The organism is Polaromonas sp. P1_A2 (assembly GCF_056406895.1).
The window spans coordinates 415790-441599 of sequence record NZ_JBFTZI010000003.1 but is presented as its reverse complement, the minus strand read 5'-3'; the positions used below and the strand labels follow the sequence as shown (position 1 = coordinate 441599).

Annotated in this window: 23 protein-coding genes; 7 read left to right on the top strand and 16 right to left on the bottom strand. The window is 66.2% G+C overall.

Annotated elements, in window-relative coordinates:
* The first annotated feature begins 10 nt into the window (after positions 1-10).
* From AC1D09_RS14075 to AC1D09_RS14065, 3 genes are all read left to right on the top strand, one after another.
* Positions 11-1444: a DUF1800 domain-containing protein gene (locus AC1D09_RS14075; protein ID WP_477661289.1), complete on the top strand. Its 1434-nt coding sequence runs from the start codon at positions 11-13 to the stop codon at positions 1442-1444.
* A 76-nt stretch (positions 1445-1520) separates the two neighbouring features.
* A complete protein-coding gene (locus tag AC1D09_RS14070) occupies positions 1521-2822 on the top strand; it encodes a DUF1501 domain-containing protein (RefSeq protein ID WP_477661288.1) in 1302 nt (433 codons plus the stop codon).
* A gap of 685 nt (positions 2823-3507) precedes the next feature.
* A complete protein-coding gene (locus tag AC1D09_RS14065; RefSeq protein WP_477661287.1) occupies positions 3508-4326 on the top strand; it encodes an NUDIX hydrolase in 819 nt (272 codons plus the stop codon).
* Positions 4327-4342: 16 nt separating this feature from the next.
* Here AC1D09_RS14065 and AC1D09_RS14060 read toward each other — a convergent pair whose 3' ends face one another.
* From AC1D09_RS14060 to AC1D09_RS14040, 5 genes are all read right to left on the bottom strand, one after another.
* Entirely contained in the window at positions 4343-6001 is a 1659-nt protein-coding gene (locus tag AC1D09_RS14060) for a Na/Pi cotransporter family protein (RefSeq protein WP_477661286.1), read from the bottom strand.
* Positions 5998-7203 carry an AGE family epimerase/isomerase gene (locus AC1D09_RS14055; protein ID WP_477661285.1) on the bottom strand — a complete coding sequence of 402 codons (1206 nt, stop codon included), beginning with the start codon at positions 7201-7203 and terminating at the stop codon, positions 5998-6000. The genes AC1D09_RS14060 and AC1D09_RS14055 overlap by 4 nt, the downstream gene beginning before the upstream one ends.
* 147 nt (positions 7204-7350) lie before the next feature.
* Positions 7351-7851, bottom strand: a complete 501-nt coding sequence (lspA, locus tag AC1D09_RS14050; protein WP_477661284.1) for a signal peptidase II — start codon at positions 7849-7851, stop codon at positions 7351-7353.
* Entirely contained in the window at positions 7851-10682 is a 2832-nt protein-coding gene (gene ileS, locus AC1D09_RS14045) for an isoleucine--tRNA ligase (RefSeq protein WP_477661283.1), read from the bottom strand. The genes lspA and ileS overlap by 1 nt, the downstream gene beginning before the upstream one ends.
* 106 nt (positions 10683-10788) lie before the next feature.
* Entirely contained in the window at positions 10789-11820 is a 1032-nt protein-coding gene (locus tag AC1D09_RS14040; protein WP_477661282.1) for a bifunctional riboflavin kinase/FAD synthetase, read from the bottom strand.
* A 152-nt stretch (positions 11821-11972) separates the two neighbouring features.
* Here AC1D09_RS14040 and AC1D09_RS14035 point away from each other — a divergent pair, with 152 nt between their 5' ends.
* Complete coding sequence (locus AC1D09_RS14035; protein WP_007863332.1) at positions 11973-12530, top strand: HNH endonuclease; 558 nt, start codon at positions 11973-11975, stop codon at positions 12528-12530.
* Positions 12531-12540: 10 nt separating this feature from the next.
* Positions 12541-13809 carry a serine hydrolase domain-containing protein gene (locus AC1D09_RS14030; protein ID WP_477661281.1) on the top strand — a complete coding sequence of 423 codons (1269 nt, stop codon included), beginning with the start codon at positions 12541-12543 and terminating at the stop codon, positions 13807-13809.
* Between the two features lie 13 nt (positions 13810-13822).
* Here the strand turns inward: AC1D09_RS14030 and AC1D09_RS14025 are convergent, their stop codons facing one another.
* Together AC1D09_RS14025 and AC1D09_RS14020 are read right to left on the bottom strand one after the other, a co-directional pair.
* Positions 13823-14938 carry an acyl-CoA dehydrogenase family protein gene (locus tag AC1D09_RS14025; protein ID WP_477661280.1) on the bottom strand — a complete coding sequence of 372 codons (1116 nt, stop codon included), beginning with the start codon at positions 14936-14938 and terminating at the stop codon, positions 13823-13825.
* A 21-nt stretch (positions 14939-14959) separates the two neighbouring features.
* Positions 14960-16141 carry an acyl-CoA dehydrogenase family protein gene (locus AC1D09_RS14020; RefSeq protein ID WP_477661279.1) on the bottom strand — a complete coding sequence of 394 codons (1182 nt, stop codon included), beginning with the start codon at positions 16139-16141 and terminating at the stop codon, positions 14960-14962.
* A 156-nt stretch (positions 16142-16297) separates the two neighbouring features.
* Here AC1D09_RS14020 and purN point away from each other — a divergent pair, with 156 nt between their 5' ends.
* Both purN and AC1D09_RS14010 read left to right on the top strand, forming a co-directional pair.
* Complete coding sequence (gene purN / locus AC1D09_RS14015; protein ID WP_477661278.1) at positions 16298-16894, top strand: phosphoribosylglycinamide formyltransferase; 597 nt, start codon at positions 16298-16300, stop codon at positions 16892-16894.
* Between the two features lie 154 nt (positions 16895-17048).
* The gene (locus AC1D09_RS14010) at positions 17049-17603 is read left to right on the top strand and encodes a fasciclin domain-containing protein (protein WP_477661277.1); all 555 of its coding nucleotides are present in this window, start codon (positions 17049-17051) and stop codon (positions 17601-17603) included.
* Between the two features lie 72 nt (positions 17604-17675).
* On the opposite strand, the gene AC1D09_RS14005 is transcribed toward AC1D09_RS14010, so the two are convergent.
* Genes AC1D09_RS14005 through AC1D09_RS13965 form a run of 9 tightly spaced genes read right to left on the bottom strand, consistent with a single transcriptional unit; the run spans position 17676 to position 25801 of the window.
* Positions 17676-18458: an ABC transporter ATP-binding protein gene (locus AC1D09_RS14005; protein ID WP_477661276.1), complete on the bottom strand. Its 783-nt coding sequence runs from the start codon at positions 18456-18458 to the stop codon at positions 17676-17678.
* The gene (locus AC1D09_RS14000) at positions 18455-19171 is read right to left on the bottom strand and encodes a hypothetical protein (protein ID WP_477661275.1); all 717 of its coding nucleotides are present in this window, start codon (positions 19169-19171) and stop codon (positions 18455-18457) included. The genes AC1D09_RS14005 and AC1D09_RS14000 overlap by 4 nt, the downstream gene beginning before the upstream one ends.
* Complete coding sequence (locus AC1D09_RS13995; protein ID WP_477661274.1) at positions 19161-19976, bottom strand: hypothetical protein; 816 nt, start codon at positions 19974-19976, stop codon at positions 19161-19163. The genes AC1D09_RS14000 and AC1D09_RS13995 overlap by 11 nt, the downstream gene beginning before the upstream one ends.
* Positions 19973-20728 carry a type II secretion system protein gene (locus AC1D09_RS13990; protein WP_477661273.1) on the bottom strand — a complete coding sequence of 252 codons (756 nt, stop codon included), beginning with the start codon at positions 20726-20728 and terminating at the stop codon, positions 19973-19975. Before AC1D09_RS13990 ends, AC1D09_RS13995 begins: the two co-directional genes overlap by 4 nt.
* Complete coding sequence (locus AC1D09_RS13985; protein ID WP_477661272.1) at positions 20725-22002, bottom strand: hypothetical protein; 1278 nt, start codon at positions 22000-22002, stop codon at positions 20725-20727. The genes AC1D09_RS13990 and AC1D09_RS13985 overlap by 4 nt, the downstream gene beginning before the upstream one ends.
* The gene (locus tag AC1D09_RS13980; RefSeq protein WP_477661271.1) at positions 21999-22445 is read right to left on the bottom strand and encodes a hypothetical protein; all 447 of its coding nucleotides are present in this window, start codon (positions 22443-22445) and stop codon (positions 21999-22001) included. Before AC1D09_RS13980 ends, AC1D09_RS13985 begins: the two co-directional genes overlap by 4 nt.
* Positions 22442-23116: a hypothetical protein gene (locus tag AC1D09_RS13975; protein ID WP_477661270.1), complete on the bottom strand. Its 675-nt coding sequence runs from the start codon at positions 23114-23116 to the stop codon at positions 22442-22444. Before AC1D09_RS13975 ends, AC1D09_RS13980 begins: the two co-directional genes overlap by 4 nt.
* Positions 23104-24609, bottom strand: a complete 1506-nt coding sequence (locus AC1D09_RS13970) for a hypothetical protein (RefSeq protein WP_477661269.1) — start codon at positions 24607-24609, stop codon at positions 23104-23106. Before AC1D09_RS13970 ends, AC1D09_RS13975 begins: the two co-directional genes overlap by 13 nt.
* Positions 24596-25801 carry a type II secretion system F family protein gene (locus AC1D09_RS13965; protein WP_477661268.1) on the bottom strand — a complete coding sequence of 402 codons (1206 nt, stop codon included), beginning with the start codon at positions 25799-25801 and terminating at the stop codon, positions 24596-24598. Before AC1D09_RS13965 ends, AC1D09_RS13970 begins: the two co-directional genes overlap by 14 nt.
* Between the last annotated feature and the right edge of the window lie 9 nt (positions 25802-25810).

Genomic DNA, 25810 nt, shown 5'->3' with positions numbered 1-25810 from the left:
GGAGAAAAACATGCCCACAGCGAAACCCGTGGCCGCACTGCTGGCGGCCTTGCTGGCCGGCCCCGCGGCGCAGGCCGAAGGACAAACCGAAGCCATACCCCCCACGGCCAATCTTTCGGCCACCTGGCGCGCGGCCTCGCGCCTGGGTTATGCACCCACGCCGGCCTGGCCCCAGGCCGCCGCCTCGCCCCGCGCCTGGGCGCTGCAGCAGCTTGACGCGGCCTATGCCGCGAGCAAGCGCCCGCCCAACCTCCCGGCCGAACTTGCGGGCATCAACGCGCCGCTGGGTGACATCGCGCGCAGCTTCCAGGCCGAGCGCGAGACGCGCCGCAACGCGCGCCAGACGCCCAAGCCCGGCATGGCAGCCGCCGCCGATGCGGTAGCGGGCAATGAAAAATTCAGCCGCGAGATGGCCCAGGGCGCGGCCGCCTGGCGGCTGATGTCCTGCAGCGACCCCGCACTCGAAAACCCGCTGCTCGCGCGCATGACCGAGTTCTGGTTCAACCACCTCAATGTGTTTGTCGGCAAGGGCCCGGTGCGCCCCTTTGTCGGCCACTATGAGATCAACGTGATACGCGCGAACGCCTTGGGCCGGTTTGAAGACCTGCTGCTGGCCAGCGCCAAACACCCGGCCATGCTGTTTTACCTGGACCAGGCGCAAAGCAACAGCCGCGGCCTCAATGAAAACTACGCGCGCGAGCTCATGGAGCTGCACACCCTGGGCGTGAACAGCGGCTACACGCAAAAAGACGTGCGCGAGCTGGCCCGCATCCTGACCGGCTGGACGGTCAACCTCAAGGACGGCGAAGGCTTTCGTTTTGCCGAGCGCCTGCACGACAAGGACGGCAAGGTCCTGCTGGGCCGCACCTTCGGCAACGGGAGCGTGGCCGAGGGCGAGGAAGCCATACGCTACCTGGCGCGCCGGCCCGAGACGGCACGCCGCATCGCCACCCGGTTGGCGAGCTTTTTTGTGGCCGACAAACCACCGCCCGCGCTGGTGGCCCGGCTGGCCGCTGTGTTTACCGATACCCAGGGCGACCTGCGCGCGGTGATGCGCAGCCTGATCGAATCGCCCGAGTTCTGGGCCAAGGACAACCAGCTGTTCAAGACCCCGCTGGACTTTGCCTGCTCGGCGCTCGCCGCAGCCGGCGGCGTCAGGGACAGGCGCGACATAGGCCAGACTCTGGGCTTTCTCGCGCAGGCCGGCCAGCCCATGCACGGCTGGCAGACGCCCGACGGCTACAAGACCGACGCCAACACCTGGCTCGCGCCCGAGGCGCTGACGCGGCGCGCCGACTACGCCATGGGCCTGGCCCAGCGCACGGCCGAGCCGGCCTACCTCAATGCTTTTTTCAGCGTCGCGACGCGCGAGCGCATCGCCCAGGAGCCCGCGCAGATGCGCGCCGGCCTGATGCTGGCGAGTCCTGATTTCATGCGTAAATAAAAACGGCAGCGGGGATTTCATGAGCTCGAACAATTCTTCATCGCCACATTCACTGCAGCGCCGAAGCTTGCTTGGTATGGGCGCCTTGTCCGCCCTGTCGCTGGCCGCGCCCGGCGTGTGGGCGCAAGCCGCGCCCGGCCTGAACAACGGGCGCCTGGTGGTGGTTTTTTTGCGCGGCGCTTATGACGGCCTGTCGGCCTTTGTGCCTTATGCGGACAAGGACTACTACGCGCTGCGCCCCAGCATCGCGATCGCCGCGCCCGACGGCACGGCGCAAACCGCGATCAAGCTCGACAAAACCTTTGCCCTGCATCCAGCCCTCGCTCCGCTGCTGCCGCTGTGGCAGCAAGGCGTGCTCGGTTTTGTGCCCGCGGCCGGCCTGCCCGCGCCGAACCGTTCGCACTTTGATGCGCAGTACCAGATGGAAATCGCGCAAAGCGGCAAGACCAGCAGCGCGCCCGGCTGGCTCAACACCACGGCGGGCATAGGCCGGGCCGGGGCGGGCGGCGCGGTTGCGCTCGGTGTGGGCGAGGCCAACCCCGCCATCCTGGCCGGCCAGGCCGCCGCCGTGCGTTTGATTCCGCGCGGCCAGTCGGCCGAGCGCACCGGCGTGCTGGCCAACGACAAGACCCGCCAGGCGCTGATGGATTTGTATGGCGGCGACGACAAACTCAGCGAAGCCTTTCGCCAGGGCGCGGGCAGCCGCATGCAGAGCGCGCAGGAATTGACTGAACAAAAAAGCGCCAGGGCCGAAAAGATGGCGCAGGACAGCAGGCGCATGGCCGACAGAACGCTGGACCGCGACGGCACGCCCGCCAACCTGCAGGCCCTGAACGCACAAATGCTGGCCGCCAGCAACGGTGCGGCCGACCCGGTGGGCTTGCAGCTGGATGCGCAGCACCTGGGCACGCTGATGCGCAACGACCGCAAGCTGCGCCTGGGCTTTTTATCGGCCGGCGGCTGGGACACCCATGCCAACCAGGGTGCGGCCACCGGCCAATTGGCCAACAACTTAGGCAACCTTGCGCGCGGCATCGCGCAGCTGCGCCAGGATTTTGCGGAGCCCGGCGACGTGGTCGTGGTGATGAGCGAGTTCGGCCGCACCAGCGCGGAAAACGGCACCCGCGGCACCGACCACGGGTTTGGGAACGCCATGTGGCTGATGGGGAACCGGGTTGCCGGCGGGCGCTGGCATGGGGTTTGGACGGGTCTCGGCCAACTTAATGAAGGCCGCGACCTGCCGGCCCACCACGACTATCGGGCCGTGCTGGCCCAGGTGCTTCGTGGCGCCTTTGCGTTTGGGGATTCGCAGTTGGCGGAGGTGTTGCCTGGGGTTAAGTGGGATAAGAGGTTGGATGGGGTTTTTAATAAGGCCTGAATGAGGTCGGGTCTTGCTCCGGCTGAGCGCGCTCATTCTCCTCCTTCCTCTTCTTAGTTCAGCTGGCCGGGTCTCGCCCCGGCGGGCGACTTACTTTCTTTTGCTTCGCCAAAAGAACGTAAGCAAAGAAAAGGCGACCCGCAGTCTGGGTCCCTCCGCTGCGCTACGGGCAACCTGCGGTGCTCGAGCCAAGCGGGGTCTGGCTAAACTCGCTACGTTTCACTTCGCTCAGACAACGCCAGCCCTTATCCGCTTGTCTCTGCGCTCCTCGGCCCAGCCAGGACGGGGAAGTCCGAAATACCAAACAGCCGGGCTCCAAATACAAACAAGACACGCCACGGCGTGTCCTTGTTTCTTCAGGTATTCGGTATTGGTTTTCGGCTGTTTGGTATTTCTGTCCCCACCCCCTTGTGGATGCGCCGAGGAGCGCAGGGCCAGACGGATAAGGGCAAAAACTTGTTTGAGCGAAGCGAGTTGTTTTTGACCCCGGCTGGACCGAGCACCGCAGGTTGCCCGTAGCGAAGCGAAGGGACGCAGGAACCAGGGTCGCCTTTCTTTTGGGTACTTTTCTTTGGCGAAGCAAAGAAAAGTGCCTCGCCCGCCGGGGCGAGACCCGGCCAGCAAAACCAAGCAAAACACATCCCCAAAACAAAACCCAAGAAGTAAACTGACAGCCTCAAAAACCATGACCAACCCGAACCACAATCCAGACTGGTTGCGCGACCTGCGAGCAGGCGCAATCGTCCCACCCTTGCACCCGCGCGTGCCGCTATGGGCCGGCGAATCCGTGATCGGTTCGGTGGAACCGGGTTTCTTCCACAAGCTCGCCCTGCACACCATGACCGATGGCGACCATCCCCTCCTCAAGGAAGAGCGCCCCGGAACCCTGGGCTGGCGCGTGATGGGTGACGTCACGACCAGCTTGAACAAGATCGCGGTCGCGCTGCACGAGGCTGGCCTGGCCGGTGCCTGGCGCGATGAGCAGCTCGCGGTGCCTGACCAGTTCGGCCACCGCAAGGGCACGGTGGAGCGGGCGGCCGTGCGGCCGCTGGGCATCACCACGCTGGCGGTGCATTTGGTGGGGCAGTCGCCTGACGGGCGCTTCTGGGTGCAGCAGCGCGCCTTCAACAAGTCCAACGACCCGGGCCTGTGGGACACGCTGATGGGGGGCATGGTGTCGGCTGCCGACACGGTGGAAACCGCGCTCACGCGCGAGACCTGGGAAGAGGCCGGCCTGCATGTGAAGCAGTTGCTGGCCATGCGTTATGGCGGCCGGCTGATGGCGCGGCGTCCGTCCACTGACGGCAAGGGCGCGGGCTACGTGGTGGAAGACATAGACTGGTATGTCTGCACCGTGCCCGAGGGCATGGTGCCGGACAACCAGGACGGCGAGGTCGAGCAGTTCCGTTTGATGGACGCCGCGGAATTGCTGGACGCCATGCAGCGCGGCGAGTTCACGCCTGAGGCGGCCTTGATCCTCTCGGACGCCATGGGCCTGGCCTGAGGCCTTCCCTGCCGGCTCAGGTCTGGTCCGTGAGCGCGGAAGCGCGCAGCCGGTTGGGCGCCAGCGCGCCGGCCGAGTCAAGAATCGGGTAGGCAATCGAGCAGATGTGCGAGTTGATGCGCTTGAGTTCGCTGATCAAATCGATGTGCAGCGAGCTGGTTTCCAGGCTTTGCACCGTGTTGGCCGAGAGCCGGCCCAGGTGGGTGGTGGCGTAGGCGCGCTCCAGGTCGCGGAAACGCGCTTTTTCTTCCAGCAGTTTTTGCGCGTCGCGCACCGTGCCGTTCAGGAACACGCTCATGCCCAGGCGCAGGTTGTCGACCAGGCGCTCGTGCAGCTCGACGATTTCGGCCATGCCGGCTTCCGAGAAACTGCGGCCCGGCTTGATTTTTTTGTCCTCGATGTCGATCAGCACGCGCTCGATGATGTCGCCTATCTGCTCCATGTTGATGGTGAAGCTGATGATGTCGGTCCAGCGGCGGCTTTCTTCTTCGGCCAGGGCCTCGCGCGAGATCTTGGTCAGGTAGTACTTGATCGAGGAATACAGCTCGTCGACGATGTCGTCCATCTTGCGCAGGTCTTCGGCCAGCTTGAGGTCGTTGTTGCGTATGACCTGCAGCACGCCCAGAAGCATGCTCTCCACCACGTCGGCCTGGTGCAGCGCCTCGCGCGCGGCGCAGGAAATCGCCAGCGAGGGTGTGGCCAGGGCCGAAGGGTCCAGGTGGTGCGGGCGCCCGCCGGCCTTGTTTTTCTCGGGCTTGGGCAGCAGCTTTTCCACCCAGCGCGCGATCACCTGCGTCCAGCCTATGAAGACCGCGCCCACCAGCATGTTGAAGGCCAGGTGGAACAGCACGACCACCGTGGCGGCCTCGCCGAGGTAGGGCCGCACGTGGCGTATCCACAAGCCCACAAAAGGCGCGGCGACCACAATGCCCAGCAGCTTGAACACCAGGTTGCCCAACGGCACCTGCCGCACTTGCACGGGCGAGCGCAGCGTGGTCAGCACGGCCAGCAGGCCGCTGCCCAGGTTGGCGCCCAGCACCAGGCCCAGCGCCACGTCGAGAGGGATCACGCCTGAGGCGGCCAGCGTGGCCGTGAGCAGCACGATGGCCAGGCTGGAATACGAGACCACGGCCAGGAAGGCGCCGGCGGTGATTTCAAGCAGCAGGTCGCTGCTCAGCGAGGCCAGCAAGGCCTTGACGGCCGGCGCCTGGGTCAGCACCTCGGTGGAGGCCGTGACCAGGCGCAGCGCCAGCAGCATCAGACCCAGGCCTATCAACACGCGGCCCACGCGGCCGACATTGGTGTCCTGGCGCGAGATGAACAGCACCACGCCGGCGAAGATAAAAAGCGGCGACAGCCAGGACAGGTCGAAGGAGAACACCACGGCCATCAGGCTGGTGCCTATGTCCGCGCCCAGCATCACGGCCAGCGCCAGCGGCAAGGTGACCAGGCCCTGGCCGACAAAGGAAGAGACGATGAGCGAGGTGGCGGTGCTGGACTGCACCAGTGCCGTGACGCCTATGCCCGAGACCGCGGCGGCCAGCCGGTTGCTGATGCTGACGGCCAGCACATGGCGCAGGTTGGCGCCGAAGACGCGCAGGATGCCGGTGCGTACCAGGTGGGTGCCCCAGACCAGCAGCGCGATCGCCGCCAGGAGATTCAACAAATGCTTCATGCGGTGATTGTCCGTTCAACAATGCCCGCGCGGTGTGCCGCGGGCGTCAGGGGAGCAAAGGCCGACAGGCCTTCGAGGCCGGTCATCAGATGGTAAAGCGAGGAGGCCGGCGAGGGCGCGAGATCAAAACCGCCGTCCTCGCGCTGCCACTCATGCCACAAGCCTGGCACGCCAGTGGCCAGGAAACGCATCAGGCCCGAGAAACTGCCGGCCACGGCGGCCTGGAAAGCCGGGGTGCTGGCCGCATCGCCCAGGCCCTGGGTGGCGAACAGCAGCGAGGTCCTGAGCCTTTCGGTCTGCGCCCACAGCCGCGCCCTGCGGTCGGTGGGCTTGCCCGCCTCATCGACGGCAAACAGCGCGACCTGGCGCTCGCTGTCTATGCCGAAGGAGCGGCCGAAGTTTTCGAGCGCAATGGCTTCGCTGCGTGCCTTGATGCCCAGCAGGCCCTCGGCCTGCAGCAACAGGTAAGCCCATTCAAACTGGTGGCCGGGTTCATACAGGCGCTCCTGGGGCTGGCCCAGCGGCGCCCAGCCGGTGGTGAAGAGTTCGCCGATGGCGCCGTTGGCCGGGTTGATCAGGCGCGTGGCCGCCAGTTCGCACAGCGCCAGGGCCGCCGCGCGGAAGCGGCCTTCCACCCCCATGGCCACCCAGGCCAGCAGGGCTTCGAGCAAATGCATGAGCGGGTTGGACTTGAGAATGGGCTGCCGCGGCAGGCCGTCGTAATAGCCGCCCTCGCTCAGCGCCAGCGCGGCTTCAATCTGCCGCAGCAGGACCTGCGCGGTGTCCAGTAATTCTGGCGGCCGGCCCTCGGCTTCATAGGCATGCGCCAGCGCGAACAGCACAAAGGCCTGGTCGTAGAGGTCTATGCTTTCGTCGTGGGTGTCCAGCGTGCTGCGGAACAGGCCGTCGGGCCGGGGGTAACGCGAGAGCATGAAGGACAGCCCATGCCGCATGGCCGCCTGCCAGGGGCCGCTCCAGCCCAGGGCGCCGGCCCGGGCATACACATAGGTCTGCCGCGCCTGCACCCGCACGCGCACCGGCTTGCCGATGGGCTGGCCGTCCTGGCCCAGCTTTTCATGGAAACCGCCACCTGCGTGGTCCGCGCCGCGCTCCCACCACAGGGGCAGGGCTGACTCGAACAGCCAGTGCCTGGCATGCCGGCCTGTGTCGGCAAGAAAAGCAGGGAAGGACTCTGGGGGCATCAAGCGTGGCAAAAGCGGGTTGGGCGTGAGTTGTTATTCGTCAGGCGGCCGCTACGCGGCCAGAACCTGATTTTGCACCCCAAATCGCTGTTTTTCCCGGAATCGGGCGATGCCTTGCCCGAAGTTGTGGAAACCCTGGCACAGGCCCTAACTGGTTTTGCGCACCCGCAACAGCTCGTCCAGGATCAGGCAGATCGCGCCCACGGTGATGGCGCTGTCGGCGATGTTGAAGGACGGGAAATACCAGCCGGCCCAGTGGAACTGCAGGAAGTCCACGACATAGCCGTGCATGGCGCGGTCAATCACGTTGCCCAGGGCGCCGCCCAGGATGCAGGCCAGTGCGAAGCAGAACAGCTTTTGCCCCGCATGCGAGCGCAGCATCCACAGGATGAACAGCGCCGCCGCGACGCCGATGGCGGTGAAGAACCAGCGCTGCCAGCCCGAGGCTTCGGCCAGGAAGGAAAAGGCCGCGCCGGTGTTGTGCACCCGCACCACGTTGAAGAAGCTGGTCACGTAGGTGGAGTCGCCCAGGTGGTAATAACCCAGGATCAGCACCTTGGTGAACTGGTCGACGATCAGGATGATCAGCGCCAGGCCCAGCCAGGGAAGCAGCGAACTGGGGGAGCGCGTGAAGGTGGTTTTTGCCATTACGCGAACTTCCGCGCTTCACCGGCGCCGAACAAATTGCTGGTGCAGCGGCCGCAAATCGTCGGGTGGGCCGGGTCATGGCCCACGTCGGCGCGGTAGTGCCAGCAGCGTTCGCATTTGGCGTCGGTGCTGGGCGTCACCTGGGTGGCAACCACGTTGGCGGCGGCCACTTCGATGGCGGAGGTGATAAAGACGAACTTCAGGTCTTCACCCAGGCCGGCCAGCAGCGCGTGGTCCTCGGCCGGCACTTCGAGCATCACATTGGCCTGCAGCGAGGAACCCACCTTGCCGTCGGCGCGCAGGGTTTCGATGTCCTTGTTGACCGCGTCGCGCAGCTCGCGGATGCGCGACCACTTGGCCAGCAGCGCGGCGTCGGGCGCGGGGAACTCGGCATAGGTTTCCATGAAGATGGATTCGGACGAGCCGAACACCTTCCAGGCCTCCTCGGCCGTGAAGCTCAGGAAGGGCGCCATCCAGCGCAGCATGGCGTGCGTGATCTGCCAGAGCGCGGTCTGCGCGCTGCGGCGGGCCAGCGATTTGGGGCCGGTGGTGTAGAGCCGGTCTTTCAGGATGTCGAGGTAGAAGGAGCCCAGGTCTTCGCTGCAATAGATCTGCAGCTTGGAGACCACCGGGTGGAATTCATAGACCTCGTAATGCGCCAGGATGTCGGCCTGCAGCTGCGAAGCGCGGCTCAGCGCGTAGCGGTCGATTTCCAGCATCTGGTCAAACGGCACGGCGTCCTTGGCCGGGTCGAAGTCGCTGACGTTGGCCATCAGGAAGCGCAGCGTGTTGCGGATGCGGCGGTAGGCATCGACCACGCGGGCCAGGATCTTGTCGTCTATGCCCAGGTCGCCCGAATAGTCGGTCGAGGCGCACCAGAGGCGGATGATCTCGGCGCCCAGCTTGTCGCTGACTTCCTGCGGCACCACGACGTTGCCCTCGCTCTTGCTCATCTTGCGGCCCTTGCCGTCCACGGTGAAACCGTGCGTGAGCAGGCCCTTGTAGGGCGCGCGGTCGTACATCGCGCAGGCGGTGAGCAGCGAGGAATGGAACCAGCCGCGGTGCTGGTCGTGGCCTTCGAGGTAAAGGTCGGCCGGCCAGGTCGATTGCGCGGCGTGGCTGTGGCGCAGCACGTGGTCGTGCGTGGTGCCGGAGTCGAACCAGACGTCGAGGATGTCGGTGCTCTTGATGTAGTCGGCGGCCTCGGCGCCCAGGATGGATTCGGCGCTGGCCTTGCTCCAGGCCTCGATGCCGCCGGCTTCCACCATGCGGGCGGCCTGGTCCATGATTTCCATGGTGCGCGGGTGCAGCTCGCCGGTGGCGGTGTGGATGAAAAAGGGCAGGGGCACACCCCAGTTGCGCTGGCGGCTGATGCACCAGTCGGGCCGCCCGGCGATCATGTCGCGCAGCCGGGCCTTGCCGTTTTCGGGGTAGAAGCTGGTTTCCTCGATGGCGGCCAGGGCCAGTTCGCGCAGGGTCTTGCCGGCCTTGTCGCTGGCGAACACGCCCTGGGTGCCGGCGGTTTCGCCGTCCATGCGGATGAACCACTGGGCCGCCGCGCGGTAGATCACCGGCGTCTTGTGGCGCCAGCAGTGCGGGTAGCTGTGCTGGATATCTTGCGTGGCGAAGAGGCGGCCGTGCTCGCGCAGCTTGTCGATGACCAGCGGCGCGGCCTTCCAGATGTTGAGGCCGCCGAAAAACGGCATCTCGTCGACGTAGCGGCCGTTGCCCTGTACCGGGTTGAGGATGTCCTCATGGGCGATGCCGTTGGAGACGCAGGAGTTAAAGTCTTCCACGCCGTAGGCGGGCGAGGAGTGCACGATGCCGGTGCCGTCGTCGGCGGTGGCGTAGTCGGCCAGAAACACCGGGCTGAAGCGGCGATAGCCCGGGTCGGCGTCGTAAAACGGGTGCTCAAAGTTGATCTTGGCGAGGTTTTCGCCCTTGGTGACGGCGATGACGCGGCCTTCCAGCTGGAAGCGTTCCAGGCATTTTTCGACCAGCACCGAGGCCAGCACCAGCAGGCCGCGCTCGGTGTCCACCAGCGAATACTCGAGCTCGGGGTTCAGGTTCAGCGCCTGGTTGGCGGGGATGGTCCAGGCGGTCGTGGTCCAGATGACGGCGAAGGCATCCTTGCTGAGCGTGGCCTGGCCGAAGGCCAGCGCCAGCTTTTGCGGCTCGGCGCACTTGAAGCCGACGTCCAGCGTGCTGGACTTTTTGTCGGCGTATTCGATCTCAAACTCGGCCAGCGACGAGCCGCAGTCAAAACACCAGTAGACGGGCTTCAGGCCGCGGTAGACAAAACCGCGCTCCATGATGCGTTTGAGCGCGCGGATTTCATTGGCCTCGTTGCCGAAGTCCATGGTGCGGTAGGGGTTGTCCCACTCGCCGAGCACGCCCAGGCGCTTGAAGTCGGCCCGCTGGCCCTCGATCTGCTCGGCGGCGAAGGCGCGGCTCTTGGCCTGCACCTCGTCGCGCGGCAGGTTGCGGCCGTGCAGCTTTTCGATGGCGTTTTCGATCGGCAGGCCGTGGCAGTCCCAGCCGGGCACGTAGATCGCGTCCAGGCCTTTGAGCTGGCGCGCCTTGACGATCATGTCTTTCAGGACCTTGTTGACGGCGTGGCCGATGTGGATCTTGCCGTTGGCATAGGGCGGGCCGTCGTGCAGCACGAATTTGGGCTTGCCGGCGCGCACGTCGCGCAGCTTTTTGTAAATGCCTTTGTCGTCCCACTCCTTGGCCCAGCCCGCTTCGCGCTTGGGCAGGTCGCCGCGCATGGGAAACGGGGTGTCTGGCAGGTTCAGGGTGCTGCGGTAATCGGTTTTGGTTTCGGACATGGGATGCTCTTGTTAGGGCGGCCCGGGAAAGCGGGGCGCCGGCCATACGGTGGGGAGGAAAGCCATCCGCCGTGAAAGCAGGGCGGGGCCAGGGCGACGAGATCGTCTAAATTCGGTCGCGCGTGGTCTGGCGGCTGGTTTCCGTGTGCATGGCGGCTGAAAACGACTGGGGCAGGGCAAAAAACGCCCGCGCCTCGTCGCAGTCCTTGGCGATGCCTGTTTTCAGGCTCTCCAGGCTGTCGTATTTCAGTTCGTCGTGCAGTTTGTGCAGCAGTTCCACGCGGATGATTTTACCGTATGCCCCCTCGGGGCCTAGGCCGGCGGGCCATTCGAGGCAATGGGTCTCCAGCAGCACCCGCCCGCCGTTGACGTCGGCCGGGTCCAGCGAGGGCCGTATGCCCAGGTTGGCCACGCCCGGGATGGCTTTGTCGGCCAGGCCGTGCACCTGCACCGCAAAAATCCCGCCGGCGGCCGGTTTCCAGTGCGAAAAGCGCAGGTTGAGGGTGCGAAAACCGAGGTCGCGCCCCAGCTTTCGGCCGTGCACCACGTGGCCGGAGACGCTGTAGGGCCGGCCCAGCAGGCCGGCGACGCGGTCCATGCGGCCCTGGGCCAGGGCCTCGCGCACGGCGGAGCTGGAGACCCGGGTGCCGTGCACCTCGTAGCTGTTCATGCGGGCCACGTCAAAACCCAGGCCTTCGCCGGCGGCGTCCAGCATGGCGTAGTCGCCCACCCGTTTGGCGCCGAAGCGGAAGTCGTCGCCCACCAGCACGTATTTCACCCCCAGGCCGCGCACCAGCACGTCCTGGATAAAGGCCTCGGCCGGCTGGGAGGCCAGCGCGGCGTTGAAAGGCAGCACCACGCACTGGTCTATGCCGCAGCGCGCCAGTTCGGTGAGCTTGTCGCGCAGTGTGGCGATGCGCGCCGGCGCGAGCTCGGGCTTGCGCGCCACGGCCGCGAAATAGTCGCGCGGGTGGGGTTCAAAGCTCATCACGCAGCTGGGCACCCCGCGGTGCTGGGCTTCGTTTTTCAGCAGCGCCAGCATGGCCTGGTGGCCGCGGTGCACGCCGTCGAAGTTGCCTATGGTCAGGGCGCAGTGTTCGGCCAGCTGGGGATGGTGGTAGCCACGGAAAACTTTCATGGGGGCAATTATCGTTTTTGTAGCGCCGGAGCCCGGTTGAACGGGGCTTGAACGTGGTTAATGGGGGATTTGGGGGCGTTTTTCACAATTTCACTGTATATTGATACACAGTACCGTGTCTCATGCGTCGTCCACCTTGATGGAGGTCCGTTTTGAAGGTCTTGAAGCTCTCAGCCCAGGGATTGCCACAGTCGTGGATCAGCCTTGAACAAGCCGTGCTGCATTACGCGGCCGACGAGGTGCGCTGGGAGATGGGCGCGCGGGTGGTGGTCTTCCACGGCGGCCACAACGCGATCACGGGCCAGCAGTCCATCATCACGGTCAACAGCATCATAGGCACCAAGGGCGTGCCCAACATCAACCCCTTCGACCTCAAGCCGGGCCTGACCAACGGCAAGCTGTTTGCCCGCGACCGCAATGTGTGCGCCTACTGCGGCGGGCATTTCCACGAGGAAGACCTGACGCGCGAGCACATCATCCCCTTTGCCCAGAACGGGGTGGACACCTGGATGAACGTGGTGACGGCCTGCCGCGCCTGCAACCACCGCAAGAGCAGCCGCACGCCCGAGCAGGCCCACATGCCGCTGCTGTACACGCCTTATGTGCCCAGCCTCTGGGAAGACTTCATCCTGCGCAACCGCCGCATCCTGGCGGACCAGATGGAGTTTTTGATGGCGCACATTCCCAAAACCTCACGCCTGCACGCCTAGCGCCCGGGGCATGGGGAGGCGCCTCGGCATCCTGGCCTGCATCGTGGCAATGGCGGCTTCCGCCGTAGCCGCGGCGCCCGACGAGGACGCACTGGGCAAGCCGCGCGGCTACCCGGTCCCGTCTTTCGGCCCCAACTTCAGCCTGTTCGACGAAACCCACAAGGTAGGCACTTTCAGCCACATGGACGAGATCCTGTGGCCGCGCCGCGTGAAGTCGGGCGCCGCCTCGCCCTTGCCGCCCCTGCCGTCAGCAGCGGCGCAGGCCCTGGCGATCAGCTATCCCTTTGAGGGCAAGACCTACACCCTGGAGGACTTCCTGGCGCGTCAGCGCATCACGGGGCTGCTGGTGATCAAGGATGGCGCCGTCGTCATCGAGCGCTACCAGTACGAGCGCACCGCGCAGATGAAGCTGGCCTCGTTTTCCATGGCCAAGACCGTGACGGCCTTGCTCACGGGCATTGCGCTGCGCGACGGGCTGATCGCCTCGCTCGACGACCCCGCGGAAAAGTACGCGCCCGGCCTCAAGGGCTCGGCCTGGGGGCCGGTCTCCATCCGCAACCTCCTGCGCATGTCCTCGGGGGTGAAGTGGAACGACAAGGTCATGCCCGGCGTGACGACGGACGGCGCGCGGCTGGCGGCGGAATCGTTCTACCAGCGCGGGCAGGGCGGCGCGGCCGCCGTCGCGTGGGTCAAGGACAGCGATTACCCGCAGGGCACACGTTTTAACTACAACTCCGCGGAAACCTTCGCCCTCGGCGTGGCCTTGCGCGGCGCCGTCCAGCGGGACTTGAGCGGCTACCTCGCGGAAAAGATCTGGCAGCCCATGGGGGCGGAGGCGGATGCCTCCTGGCTGGTCGACCGCTCAGGCCTGGAGGCCGCCAACTGCTGCCTGAACGCCCGCCTGCGCGACTATGGGCGGCTGGGTGTTTTGCTCGCCAACGACGGCATGGTGGACGGCCGCGAGCTCATCCCCCGCGAGTTTTTGCTGGACGCGACCGACGCCGGCCGCCAGCCCGACCACCTCAAGCCGCGCAAGGCCACCCCGTTCTTCGGCTATGGCTACCAGACCTGGCTGTATCCGTACCACACGCGCACCTTCCAGGCGCGCGGCCTGTTCGGCCAGGAATTGATCGTGCAGCCGGAAGCCAAGGTGGTGATCGTGATGACTTCGGTGCTCAAGTCGGCCGATGTCCCCGGCGACATCTTTGTCGAGCGCAACTACTTCACCGGCGCCCTTCTCAAGGCGCTGGGGGGAAAGACCGACCTCTACCAGCGCTGAGGGCCGCGGGGCTTCAGGCAAAAACCCCGGCGGTGTCCTGCATGCGGCTGGACACCTCGCCCAGGTGGTGCAGCGTGTCGCCAAAGCTCATTTCGAGCTGGGTCAGCTTCTTGAAGTAGTGGCTCACGATGTATTCGTCGGTCACGCCTATGCCGCCGTGCAACTGCACGGCCTGCTGGCCGACAAAACGCATGGACACGCCGAGCTGGTACTTGGCGCGGGCCAGGGCCCGGCGGCGCTCGTCGGCCGGGGCATTGAGCTTGAGCGAGGCGTAATAACTCATGGAGCGGGCCAGCTCCAGCTGCATCTTCATGTCGGCCACGCGGTGGCGCAGGGCCTGGAAGCTGCTGATGGCCACGCCGAACTGCTTGCGGGTGTTCATGTACTCGACGGTGATGGCCAGGGTCTTGTCCATCACACCCACGGCTTCGGCGCAGGTGGCGGCAATGCCGATGTCGACGGCATGGGCCAGGGCCGTGAGGCCGTCCAGCGTGAGCAGCGCGGCGGATGCGTTCTTCAGCGTGAGTTCGGCGGCGCGGCCGCCGTCCTGCGTGCCGTAGCCGCGCGTCGCCACGCCGGCTGCCGTGCGTTCGACCAGGAACAGCGCGAGCTTGCCTTTGGCCATGGCGGGCACGATCAAGGCCTCGGCCTGGTCGCCGGCCGGGACTATGCTTTTGCTACCGTCCAGCGTCCAGGCGTCGCCGGCCGCCGTTGCCGTGGCCTGGCATTTTTCAAAGTCGTAGCGTGCCGCACGCTCCTGGTGGGCCAGCACCACCAGGGCCTCGCCTGAGGCGATTTTCGGCAGCCAGGCGGCCTTGAGCGCGGCGGGCGCATAACCGGAGAGCAGCGCGCCGGCGATCAGGGCCTGGGCAAAAGGCTCCAGCACAATGCCGCGGCCCAGTTCCTCCATCACCACCATGCCCTCGACCGGGCCCATGCCCAGGCCGCCATCGGCCTCGGGGATGTAAAGGCCGGTCAGGCCCAGTTCGGCGATCTGGCCGTAGGCCTCGCGCGAGAAGCCGCCTGCTTTGGCAATGCCGCGGCGGCGCTCGAAGCCGTAGCCCTTGTCCACCCATTTGCGCACGGCGTCGCGCAGCTGTTCCTGGTCGTCGGTGAAATCGAAATCCATGATGCTTTCCTTTAAACCGGTTTAGCCGAGAACGACTTGCGAGACGATGTTTCGTTGCACTTCGTTGGAGCCGCCGTAAATCGTGGTCTTGCGCAGATTGAAATAGGTGGACGCCAGTGGCGCGTCGCCAGCCAGGCCGCCGGGGAAGTCGCCCTGCCAGCCGGCCTCCATGGCTTCCTCGATCAGGGGCAGGCTGAAGGGGCCGGCGGCCAGCATCATGAGTTCGCTGTAGCGCTGCTGGATCTCGCTGCCGCGTATCTTGAGCAGGCCGGCGATGTCCAGCGAGTTCTTGCCCGATTTTTCGGCCGAGAGCACGCGCAGCACCAGCATTTCGAGTGCCACCACGTCGACTTCCAGCTTGGCGATCTCGTCGCGAAAACGCGGGTCGTCGTACACGCCTTCGGCCTTGGCAATGCGCTTCAAGCGCTCGAGTTCGCGCTTGGCGCGGTTGACGTCGGCGATGTTGGTGCGCTCATGGCTCAGCAGGTGCTTGGCGTAGGTCCAGCCCTTGTTCTCTTCGCCGATCAGGTTCTCGGCCGGCACCTCGACGTTGTCGAACCAGACTTCATTGACCTCGGCCTCGCCGTCCAGCAGCACGATGGGGCGCACCGTGACGCCGGGCGACTTCATGTCGACCAGCAAAAAGGAAATGCCGGTCTGCGGCTTGCCTTCGTTGCTGGTGCGCACCAGGCAGAAAATCCACTCGCCGTATTGGCCCAGCGTGGTCCAGGTCTTCTGGCCGTTGACGATGTATTTGTTGCCCTGGCGTTCGGCCCGGCACTTGACCGAGGCGAGGTCGGAGCCCGAACCGGGTTCGCTATAACCCTGGCTCCACCAGACTTCGCCGCTGGCGATGCCGGGCAGGAAGCGCTTTTGCTGTTCGGGCGTGCCGAAGGCCATGATCACGGGCGCCACCATCACCGGGCCGAAGGGCACGACGCGCGGCGCGCCGGCCAGGGCGCACTCTTCTTCAAACAGGTGCTTTTGCACCGCGTTCCAGCCCGGGCCGCCGAACTCCTTGGGCCAGCCGTGGCCCAGCCAGCCTTTTTTGCCGAGTATCTTGGCCCAGCGCTGCATATCGTCACGCGTCAGCCGCAGGGCGTTGTGCACCTTGTGCGAAATGTCGGCCGGCAGGTTGGCGCGGACCCAGGCGCGAATCTCTTCGCGGAAGGCCTGTTCTTCAGGGGTGAAAGCTAAATCCATGGCGGGATGTCTCCGGGGTTGTCGGGCTGCCGCAGCGGTTTGCCTGCGGTGGATTTCTTATTTTTAGCACGGTCGTTCGCAATTTTATGTCTCAGGTGGGACATGGGGCAGGGGGCGGGCCGGCCAGCGGTCTGCGCCCCTCTAAACTAGGGGGTTATGTCCAGCGCGAACAAAAACATCGTCATCCTGATTTCCGGCAGCGGCTCCAACATGGCCGCCATCGCCCGCGCCGCGGACAAGGAAGGCTGGCGCGGGCTTTTCGGCGCCCAGGTAGTGGCCGTCATCAGCAACCGGGCCGACGCCGCGGGGCTGGAAGTGGCCCGCGGCCTGGGCATCGCCACCGCCGTGGTGCCGCACAAGGAGTTTGCGTCGCGCGAGGCCTTTGATGCGGAGTTGATGGCGCGCATAGACGGCTACGCGCCGGCGCTGGTGGTGCTGGCCGGTTTCATGCGCATCCTGACACCAGGCTTTGTGCAGCACTACGCGGGGCGGCTCATCAATATCCACCCTTCGCTGCTGCCGGCATTCACCGGACTCAACACCCACCAGCGCGCCATAGACGCCGGCTGCACGGTGGCGGGCGCCACGGTGCATCAGGTGACGGCCGAACTCGACCACGGCGCCACCCTGGCCCAGGCCGTGGTGCCGGTGTTGCCGGGCGACACGGCGCAGAGCCTGGCCGCGCGCGTGCTGACTCAGGAGCATTTGATTTATCCGCGGGCCGTGCGCGGGTTTTTCGAGCGCGGCGGCTGAAGCCTGCGGGCTTCTTGCGGCCGTGATGGCCTTGAAAGTGTTGAAACCGAAGCTGTTTTGAATCCAGCGGGCCGCGCGCCCCGTATTCATCACAGCCGCTTGAATCATGGTGATTTCGGCTTCTGGTTCAACTTCTTTCATCAAAGGACTTCCTATGCAGACTCAACACAAACTCGCTTCCCTGGGTGTCGCGCTGGCCCTGTCGTTTGCGGCCCTTCCCTCGTTCGCGCAAGTCATGGTGGGCGGCGCACCCATGCTGGCCAGCAAGGACATCATCGACAACGCGGTCAACTCCAAGGATCACACCACGCTGGTCGCGGCGGTCAAAGCCGCCGGCCTGGTCGATACGCTCAAGGGCCCGGGTCCGTTCACGGTGTTCGCGCCCACCAACGCGGCCTTCGCGATGCTGCCCGCCGGCACGGTGGACAGCCTGCTCAAGCCCGAGAACAAGGGCATGCTGACCGGCGTGCTGACCTACCACGTGGTGCCCGGCAAATGGGATGCCGCGGCCATCAGCAAGATGATTGCCGACGGCAAGGGCATGGCCTCCATCAAAACAGTGGCCGGCGGCACGCTGGTGGCCAAGTCGGTCGGCGGCAAGGTCACGGTGACCGATGAAAAAGGCGGCGTGGCCACCGTGAGCATCGCCGACGTCTACCAGTCCAACGGCGTGATCCACGTGGTGGACAAGGTGCTGCTGCCCAAGTAAAAAAGCAGCGCTTTGAGGCCCGCGCGCGGCGCGGCTGTGCGCGGGCCGTGTTGCGCCCGCTGCCGGCCGGTATCAGCTGGCTGGGGATGATGCCTCAAGCGGCGCCTGCTGGGCCGCTTTCACCACCGATAGATACGCCTCTTCCATGCCACCCGGCCCGTGTTGTACCAGCCATTCGTCGACAGTACCGATGAAACGCAGGCTGCCCGCATGCAGGATGGCGACGCGGTCGGCCAGGTCTTCCACATCCGCGAGCGAATGGGTGCTCATCAGCACCGCGCAGCCGGCGCCGCGCTGCAGGCGCAGCTGTTCGCGCACGCGTATGCGCGAGAGCGGGTCCAGGCCGCTCATGGGTTCGTCCAGCACCAGCAGGCGGCGCCGCGCCAGAAAGGCCGCCGCCAGGCCGATTTTTTGCGCCATGCCTTTGGAGCATTCGCGGATAGGCCTGTCCAGCACGCTTTCCTCCAGGTCAAGCTCGGCCAACATGCCGGACAGCCCCAGTTGCGGAAACGGCAGGCCATGCAGACGGGCCGCGAGCCGGAAATAGTCGCGCGCATGCAGCCAGCCCGGCGGCGAGAAACGCTCGGGCACATAGGCGAGCTGTTCACGCGCCAGCGGCCGGCGATGGTCCTGCCCGAAGAGGGTCAGCGTGCCCGAGGTCGGCGCGGCCAGGTCCAGCAGGCATTTGATCAAGGTGGTCTTGCCCGCGCCGTTCATGCCCAGCAAGGCCAGGCATTCGCCGGGATGCACTTCGAGCGAAACACCGGCCAGCGCCGCGCGCGCCCTGGATGTGCCATAACGTTTGTGCACCTCGCCGGCCTGCAGCGCCGGATGTGGTTGTTGCGGGGCCTTCATTTCTGCTCCAGCTCCTTCAAGGTTTGCGTCAGAAAGCGCAGCTCGTTGTCGTCGTGGATCTGCCCGCTGGCCAGCAGCGCGCCCAGCAGTGCCCTGGCGGTTTCGAGGTCGTTCTGGCCCATGCGCAGAAAGATTTCCATCTGCCGCGCCCAGGCCGGCACCTGCGGCAAACCCTCGGCGTACTGCCGCAGCTCGGCGGCATAACGCACGGCCAGCTCCGGGTCTTTCATCTGCACCTTGGCCACATAGGCCACATGCGCCATCCAGCGCCAGCGATGCAAAGGGTCTTGCGGGTACTGGCCGGCGACGAAGTCGGTCATCAGGCGCTGGCGCTGCGTATCGGACACCTGGGTGTAGAGCCGCGCGGCGGCCAGCAGCGGGTACTGCCCCTGCGAGTCGAGCTGCAGGATGTGCTCCAGCCAGGCGACGACTTCGCCGTAGTCGAGCTCGCGCCAGGGCAGGCTCAGGCCCGGCTGCACGTCGTGGGCTTGCAGGTATAAGTCCAGCATCTTGGCCAGCGGCACGGGATCGTCAAGCGAGGCGAGGCGCGATGCGGTGAGGCTGGGCGGGCGGCCCAGCGGCTGCGCGCCGGCCTCGGGCACGCCGCGCCACAGCGCCAGCGCCACCTGGCCGGCCAGCAGCAGCGAGAACACGGCCACCACACGCGTGGGCGCGCGGCGCGTAGTGCCGGTGCGGCGTAATTCAAACTTCACGGCGGTACAGGTCTATCAAGGAGGCGCCCGCGCACAGTGCCGCATACCAGAGCGCCCAGCCGAACTGCAGCGCGAGCAGTGCGCCCTGCACAGGCCCGCCCAGCGCCCAGGGCGAGGGCGCAAAACCCGCCAGCGGCGGCAGCAGCCAGCCCAGCAGGTCAAAGACGGCCCGGCCCGCCAGCACGTCCCATGACCCGGCATCCTGCCCGATCGGGTGCGCGGCCATAAAGCGCGCCACGTCCAGCAGTCGCGCCCACAGGTAAAAAGCGCAGCAGCCCGCATAAGCGGGCAGCACACGGCGCAGGCCCAATGAAAAGAACAAGGCGGCCGCTACGACGATGCTGAGCTCCAGCGCCAGCGAGGCACCCCAGGCCAGCACCCCGGCGCGGCCGCCCGGCACGGCCATGCCCAGCATCACCATCGTGGCCCCCGCCGCCGCGAGCCAGGCCAACAGCATGTAGCCGGCCTGGCGCCCCATCACAAACTGCGCGCGCGACAAGGGAAAAGCCAGCAGCACCTGGAAGAAGCCGCCCTCCATGTCGCGCACCGTGCTGGAGACCACAATGAGCGCGAGCGCCAGCACGAGGCCCAGGCGGTAAAGATGCGCGGCCAGTGCGAGCCGGGTTTCCTGGCCCTCGGTGACCGCCATGGACGCCGCAAAGGCGCCCAGCGCATACACCGCCGCGAGGAAAAGCAGCAACAGCCGCGCGCTGCGGCCGCGCCAGGCTTCGATGAGGGTGAGGCGGGTGAGGGCGGAGAGGGGGGAGAGCTGGCGCGGAAGCCTGGAGAGCGTGAATGTTGTCATGAGGGGGACCACCTTCCGGCGGCGAACAGTTTGGCGGTCAGTAGGGCGGAAGGCATCCAGACCATGAGGTCGTCGAATTCACCGGCGGTGCTGTTGGTGTCGGTTTGGGATCGGGAGATGAAGATGCCCCCGGTACCGGATTGGTTCTGTACTTCATCCACGGTGCTCGGAGGGGTGGCGCTGCTGGCTGTTCCATCCGGTCGAATTGCGCCCAAGCCGTTCTTGCCATGCGAATAGACAACAAAGCTTGTTGACGTCGAGGGTTTGACCACGGCGCCTCCTGTTGTGAGGCAAGCTGGAATGCCCCCAGGAATCCCCGTCAACGTCATTTTTGTGCACCAGATTTCCAGATTGCTTGCCGTCACCGTGGAGACGTCCTTACCCAGAGGTGCATAGACGGCATAATCCAGCCGGTTACCCCAACCATCAACGCCTTGGACACCCAGCGTGGCCCAGGGCAGGCGACCGACGCTTGCGGTGGTGCATCCACTTGCGTCGGCGGCCGAGGCTAATCCTTGAGTACCCGTATCGGGGCATGGCAGGCGCCCATTGATGAGCGCGTATCCCAGCAAGGCCTGCTGGGCCGCTTCAAGGGATGCCTGCGTGTTGGCCACCGCTTTTTGCTCGATGGAGCGGCTCAGTGGAACCAGCAAGCCTCCGAGCAATATCGCCACGATGCCGACCACCAAGGCTAGCTCCACCAGGGTAAATCCGCGCTGGCGTGGGCTGCTGCATCGCCTGAGGGGGGTCATGGAAAATCCTTCAAGATGTCATTGGAGGTAGGCCACTTGTCGGGTGCGACAAAGGTTCTTGCCTGTGAAGCCGAGTCGAGCAGCGCGTCCCGATTGGCCTGGTTCTCAATGCAAGGCAACCATTTGTTGAGATCGGTGATGGTTTCTGTGGCTGAGGTCAATGGACAGGCCTGATTCACTTGCGGCCTGCCGCGTATGAGCAGCACCGCCTTGGCTGTGCGGTTGCCGGGCAAATTCAATGCAGCAACGCAGCCAGGGGAGTTGCAACCCGGCGAGAGCGCGTAGAAGGTCAGTTTTCGCCAATCATCGGAATCGGCCAAGGTGAATGTGCGTGTCACCTCCATGCTGCTCGTGGTGTCGAAATAGGTATAGGAGCAGCTCCCCGGCAGGAAGCCGCTATATTGGTCCTGCTTGCACGGGCCACCGGGCGTGTCAGAGGCAAAAGGCAATCGTCCATCGGCGGCAGAAGCCACGACGGCCGATGAAAATGCTTTTATCAGTGCCTTGGCGTTGCGCTGGGTGGCGGGGGCCGCGTAGTCGTCCGCTGTAATCCAGGCGAGCTGGTCATTGAGCAGCGATTGCTTGTCAACGGTCCCTGTCATTTGAGTAAAAGTGACGGGATCCCCGGCTGCAGTCGAAGGCCGTTCGTTGCCGCGCTCCAGGTAGCCGTCAGCATTGGTGACCGCGCTGCCGGTAAGCGTGGCGCACGGTTTGTCCGCGCTGAGCATCGCGGGGTCGGCGCGCACCTGGGATCCCAGCTTCGCGCCTGGCGCGAAAACCACCGCGACAAGTTTTGTTGCCAGGCTGCTTCCGGCTTCATCGGCCACCGTGATCACCCCGTCGGTATCGGCATTGACGGCTGTTGTCGCCGCCGGGTCCGCGGCATCCTTGAAGTCACCACTGACCGCATACCAGAGGCATTCGCCATCGGCATCACGCAGCGGTGGCAAGCCAAGCGTTTTCCACGGCAGAAGTCCGAGTGCGGTTTGCCGCGCGACGCCGCAATTGCTGGTGTCCGCGGCCGTATTGGCTGCACCATCGCCGTCCATGTCTGGGCAGGGGAGCCGTGTTTTTAGCGTTAGCGCATTGGTGGCGTCACTGCTTAACGCAACATACGCCAGCAGCGCCTCCCTCGCCTGCATCAAGACCTTCTGGTTGATCGCTTGTTTTGATGGCGGCGGCTCACTCGCCACCCAGGCCGCCATCGCGCCAAAAACACCGACCGCGATCAGCACGATCATCAGCAGCGCCACAAAGCCCCGCTGCCGCTTCATTTCACCGTCTCCGGTTTCGCCTTGCCCGCCGACGGCGCCGAAGCCGCGGCGGCCGCGCTGCTGAGCGGCCGCATCAGGGTCTCGCCAATCGCCGCGCGCTCAAGGTCGCCGTCCTGCAGCGGCATTTCGACGCCCAGCACGCGGCCCTTCGAATCACGGCGCACGCGCAGGCCGTAGGGCAGGTCGCGCTCCAGGTAGGGTGTGCCGTTGATCCAGACAGTGGTTTTGTCCTGCGGGCGGACCGCGATGCCGTCTATGCGCAACATGGAGGCCAGCGCGCGCGCGGCCGCTTCCTGCGGCGCGGGCTGGCCGTGGCGCCTGGCTTCCATCTCGGCGCGCTCGGCCGCGGTGTAGAACAGCCGCCCCAAGCCGTCCGGCGCGGCGGCGGCAAACAGCGGGAGCATGCAGCCGCCCAGCATGAGGGCCTTGGCGAGCGCCTTCATGTCCGGGCCCCTGTTGCGCGTGCCGGCGGATCGTAAGCGCGCAGCGTGTTCCAGAGCAGGCTGCATTCGGCCTTGATGGCCGCACCGTTGGCGCGGTTCATCTCGCAGCGCTCCACGCTGACACGGCCCAGCTGCGCGCCGGCCAGGTCGTCCAGCACACGCAGCATGTCTTCCTCGTGCACCAGGGTCATGGTCAGGCGCATGCGGGTGGCGAACAGCTCTATGCGCCGGCCGCCTCCCGCCGCACCAAGCGGGGACAGGGCGGCGGGGCCGGCCGCGCCGGCTTTTTCGGTGGGCTGCACGGCCTGGGCTTCAATCGTGTATTGCAGCTTGAGGCCGGGCCAGCGCCTTTCCATGCCGCGCAGGCGTTCTATCCATTCAAGCCGCTTCTCTTCGCCGTAAAGGCCTTGCGACTGCAGGTTTCGCAGCAGCGGCAGCAGCCGCTCGATGTCGTTCCTTTCGCGTCCGCTGTTTTGAAAACGCTGGCGGCTGGCCTGTTCCAGTTTGAGCTGGCGCTCCAGCTGACCGGACAGGTCGCCGCGCCACCAGTGGAAAACGCCCGCCAGCAGCAGACCCAGCACCACCAGGGCGCTGGCCTGCTGCGCGGCGCGGCGCAAAGGCCGCGGCCATGTGCCGGGGCGCCAGGCCTGGCGCAGGCCTACTTGCTCCATACCTTGACCTCGAAACCCAGCTCGGCCTTGTCCTGCTGGCCCGAGCCGTTGATGCTGGCGCTGCTTTGCAGGTCCAGCGGCACCTTGATGGCCTCCGCCGCCAGGCCCGCGGAAACCAGGCTGGCGGTGAAGCGCGCCATGGCATCGCGCGCGCCGCGCAGGTCGTCGGGCTGCAGGCCTTGCACCGCGCCGCGTATCTGCAGTGTGGGTGGGCCCGCGCGTCCCGCGTTGTCGCGCTCCCAGCGCAACTGGTCCAGTTGCAGCTCGGTATGTTTTGCCAGCACGCCGCCCGCTGCGGCGAGCAGCGCGCGCGGGCCCGGCGGTGAGATTTCCAGGGCCTTGGCTTTCTGCTCCAGCGCGAGCAGTTCGTCCGCCTTCAGCGGGGACTCGGGAAAGGTGGCCGCTTCGCGCTGGTAGCGGGCATCGAATTTTCGGGTGCTGGCGGCGGCTTCATTGAGCTGGCCGGCCAGCGGCCACAGCGAGGCGGCCACACCGGCCGCATAAAGCAGGCAGGCGCCGCAAATGCCATAAGCCGCGCGCCGGGTGTTTTGCGCCATGCGCGCCACCCAGTCGATGCGCAGCAGCGCGGGCGGCGCCAGCTGGTCGGGCGGTGTGCCGCGGGCGAGGGCCAACACGAACAGCAGCCGGGACAGCTCGGGCGAATCGGCCCAGGCCGGCGGCAGCTTGAGCGCCCGGGCGACGGCGTCAGCCCGCAGCAGGTGATGGATGTTGTGCGCGCCATCAGGGCCGGACGCGGCCTGGCTGTCCATGCCGGGAGGGCCGACACTCACCACGTGCAGCGGGGTCTTGTCGCGCATGAGGATGCCGTTTTCGAACAGGTATTCCTTCAGGCGCTCGGTTTCCTCGCGCACGGCTGGCAGCCAGCCCGCGCCGGCGGCGTCGGCGCGCAGTGCAAGGCGCGAGAAGCAGGGCCGGCCGTCTATCACCACACATTGCCGCAGCCCGGACGGATGGGCCGTGACCAGCACCACCGGCCCGCGGCGGGGCAGCTTGAGCCGGCGCAGCAGCGGTGCCGCCAGCATGATGGGGGTGTAGACGCCGCCCAGCCGGGCCTGCGCGCCTTCCAGCGCCTCCAGCCAGGGCATCACGCGGCCGGCATTGCCCAGGCTGTAGCCCAGCACCCGCAGCTTGCCGGGGCGGGAGCGGCTTGCGCCCTGCAGGGATATCCAGCGAAACGGCGACTCCATCGCAAAACGCTGCTGCATGCGCACCAGCCAGGCCTTGCGCGCCGCGCCGCGCAGGGGCGGCATCACGTCGCCCCAGAATTCTTCTTCGGCGTAGTCGGCCAGCACCAGCCAGCGGCAGGCAGGGGCGCTTCGCGCATGGTCGGCCAGCGCTTCGGGCTGCGACCATCCCTGTTGTGGGCCTGTTTCTTCCTCCAGGCCGTGGCGTGCCACGGCATAGACGCGCGGCTGCTCGCCCTCGAGGTGCAGGATGCGCAGCGGCGCGGGGACGGCTTCAGAACTTCGCATTGGTGATCACCGAGTCGTACAAGGGGCCCAGCGTGCAGAAGATCACGGCGCCCAGCATCAGCCCCAGCACGACGGTGAGTACGGGCTGCAGCGTGGCCTGCAGGTTTTCGACGGATTCGCGGGCCTGCCGGGTGTAGAAATAGCTGACGTTTTCAAGCGCCGCGTCGAGTGAGCCGGTGGCTTCGCCCACGCGCAGCATGCTGACCACCATGGGCGGAAACATGGTCATCCCGGAAAACGCGGCGCTCAGGCCCCGGCCCTGCACGATGCTGCCGTGCGCCACGGCCACGGCCTGCGCCACGGCGCGGTTGCCGACGGCGATCTCCACCACCTTGAGCGCTTCCACCACCGTGATGCCGGCCGCGTACAGCAGCGCCAGCACATAGGCAAAGCGCGCCAGCGCGATCTGGCGCAGCACCGGTCCCACGACGGGCAGCTTGAGCTTGATGCCGTCGACCACGCCGCGCAGGGGGCCGGGTATGCGCGCGAGCGTGGGCAGCAACACGGCCGACAACACCAGCCCCGCCACGATCTTGCCCACATGGGCTTCGACGACCTCCGAGATCTTGATCATGAGCACCGTCTGCCAGGGCAGCTCTATGCGCATGACCTTGAGCAGGCTGGCGACCTGGGGCACCAGGTAGCTCATGAGGAACAGCGTGACGGCGGTGATGATGACCAGCGCGGCGCAGGGGTAGATCAGCGCCTTGCGCGTCTGCGAGGCGATTTCATGCTGCCACTTGAGCGTCTCGGTGAGTTTGGCGAAGACCTCGGGCAACTGGCCGCTGCTCTCGCCCGCGCGCACCAGGCTCACATACACCTCGTCGAAGGCCAGCGGATGATCGGCCATGGCCTGCGACAGCGTCTTGCCCGAACTCAGGCCCTCGGCCAGCCCGCTGATCACCTGGCGCAGCGCCGGGTTGCCTTCGGCGCTTTCCATGTCATGCAGGGCTTCCATGAGCGGCACGCCGGCGCGCAGCATCATGGTCGCCTGGAAGCTGAAGTTGACGAGGTCCAGCAGGCGGATGCGGGCGCGCATCAGGCGCAGCGAGCCGCCCTGCGCGCGCGCCTTGACCAGCAGCAGGCCTGACTGCTCCAGCTGCGCGGCCAGCGCGCCTTCGTCCGCCGCGGCGGTCTGGCCGCTGACGCGCGCGCCGTCGGCGGCCAGGGCGGTCCATTTGTATCGCGGCATGACGGTCCC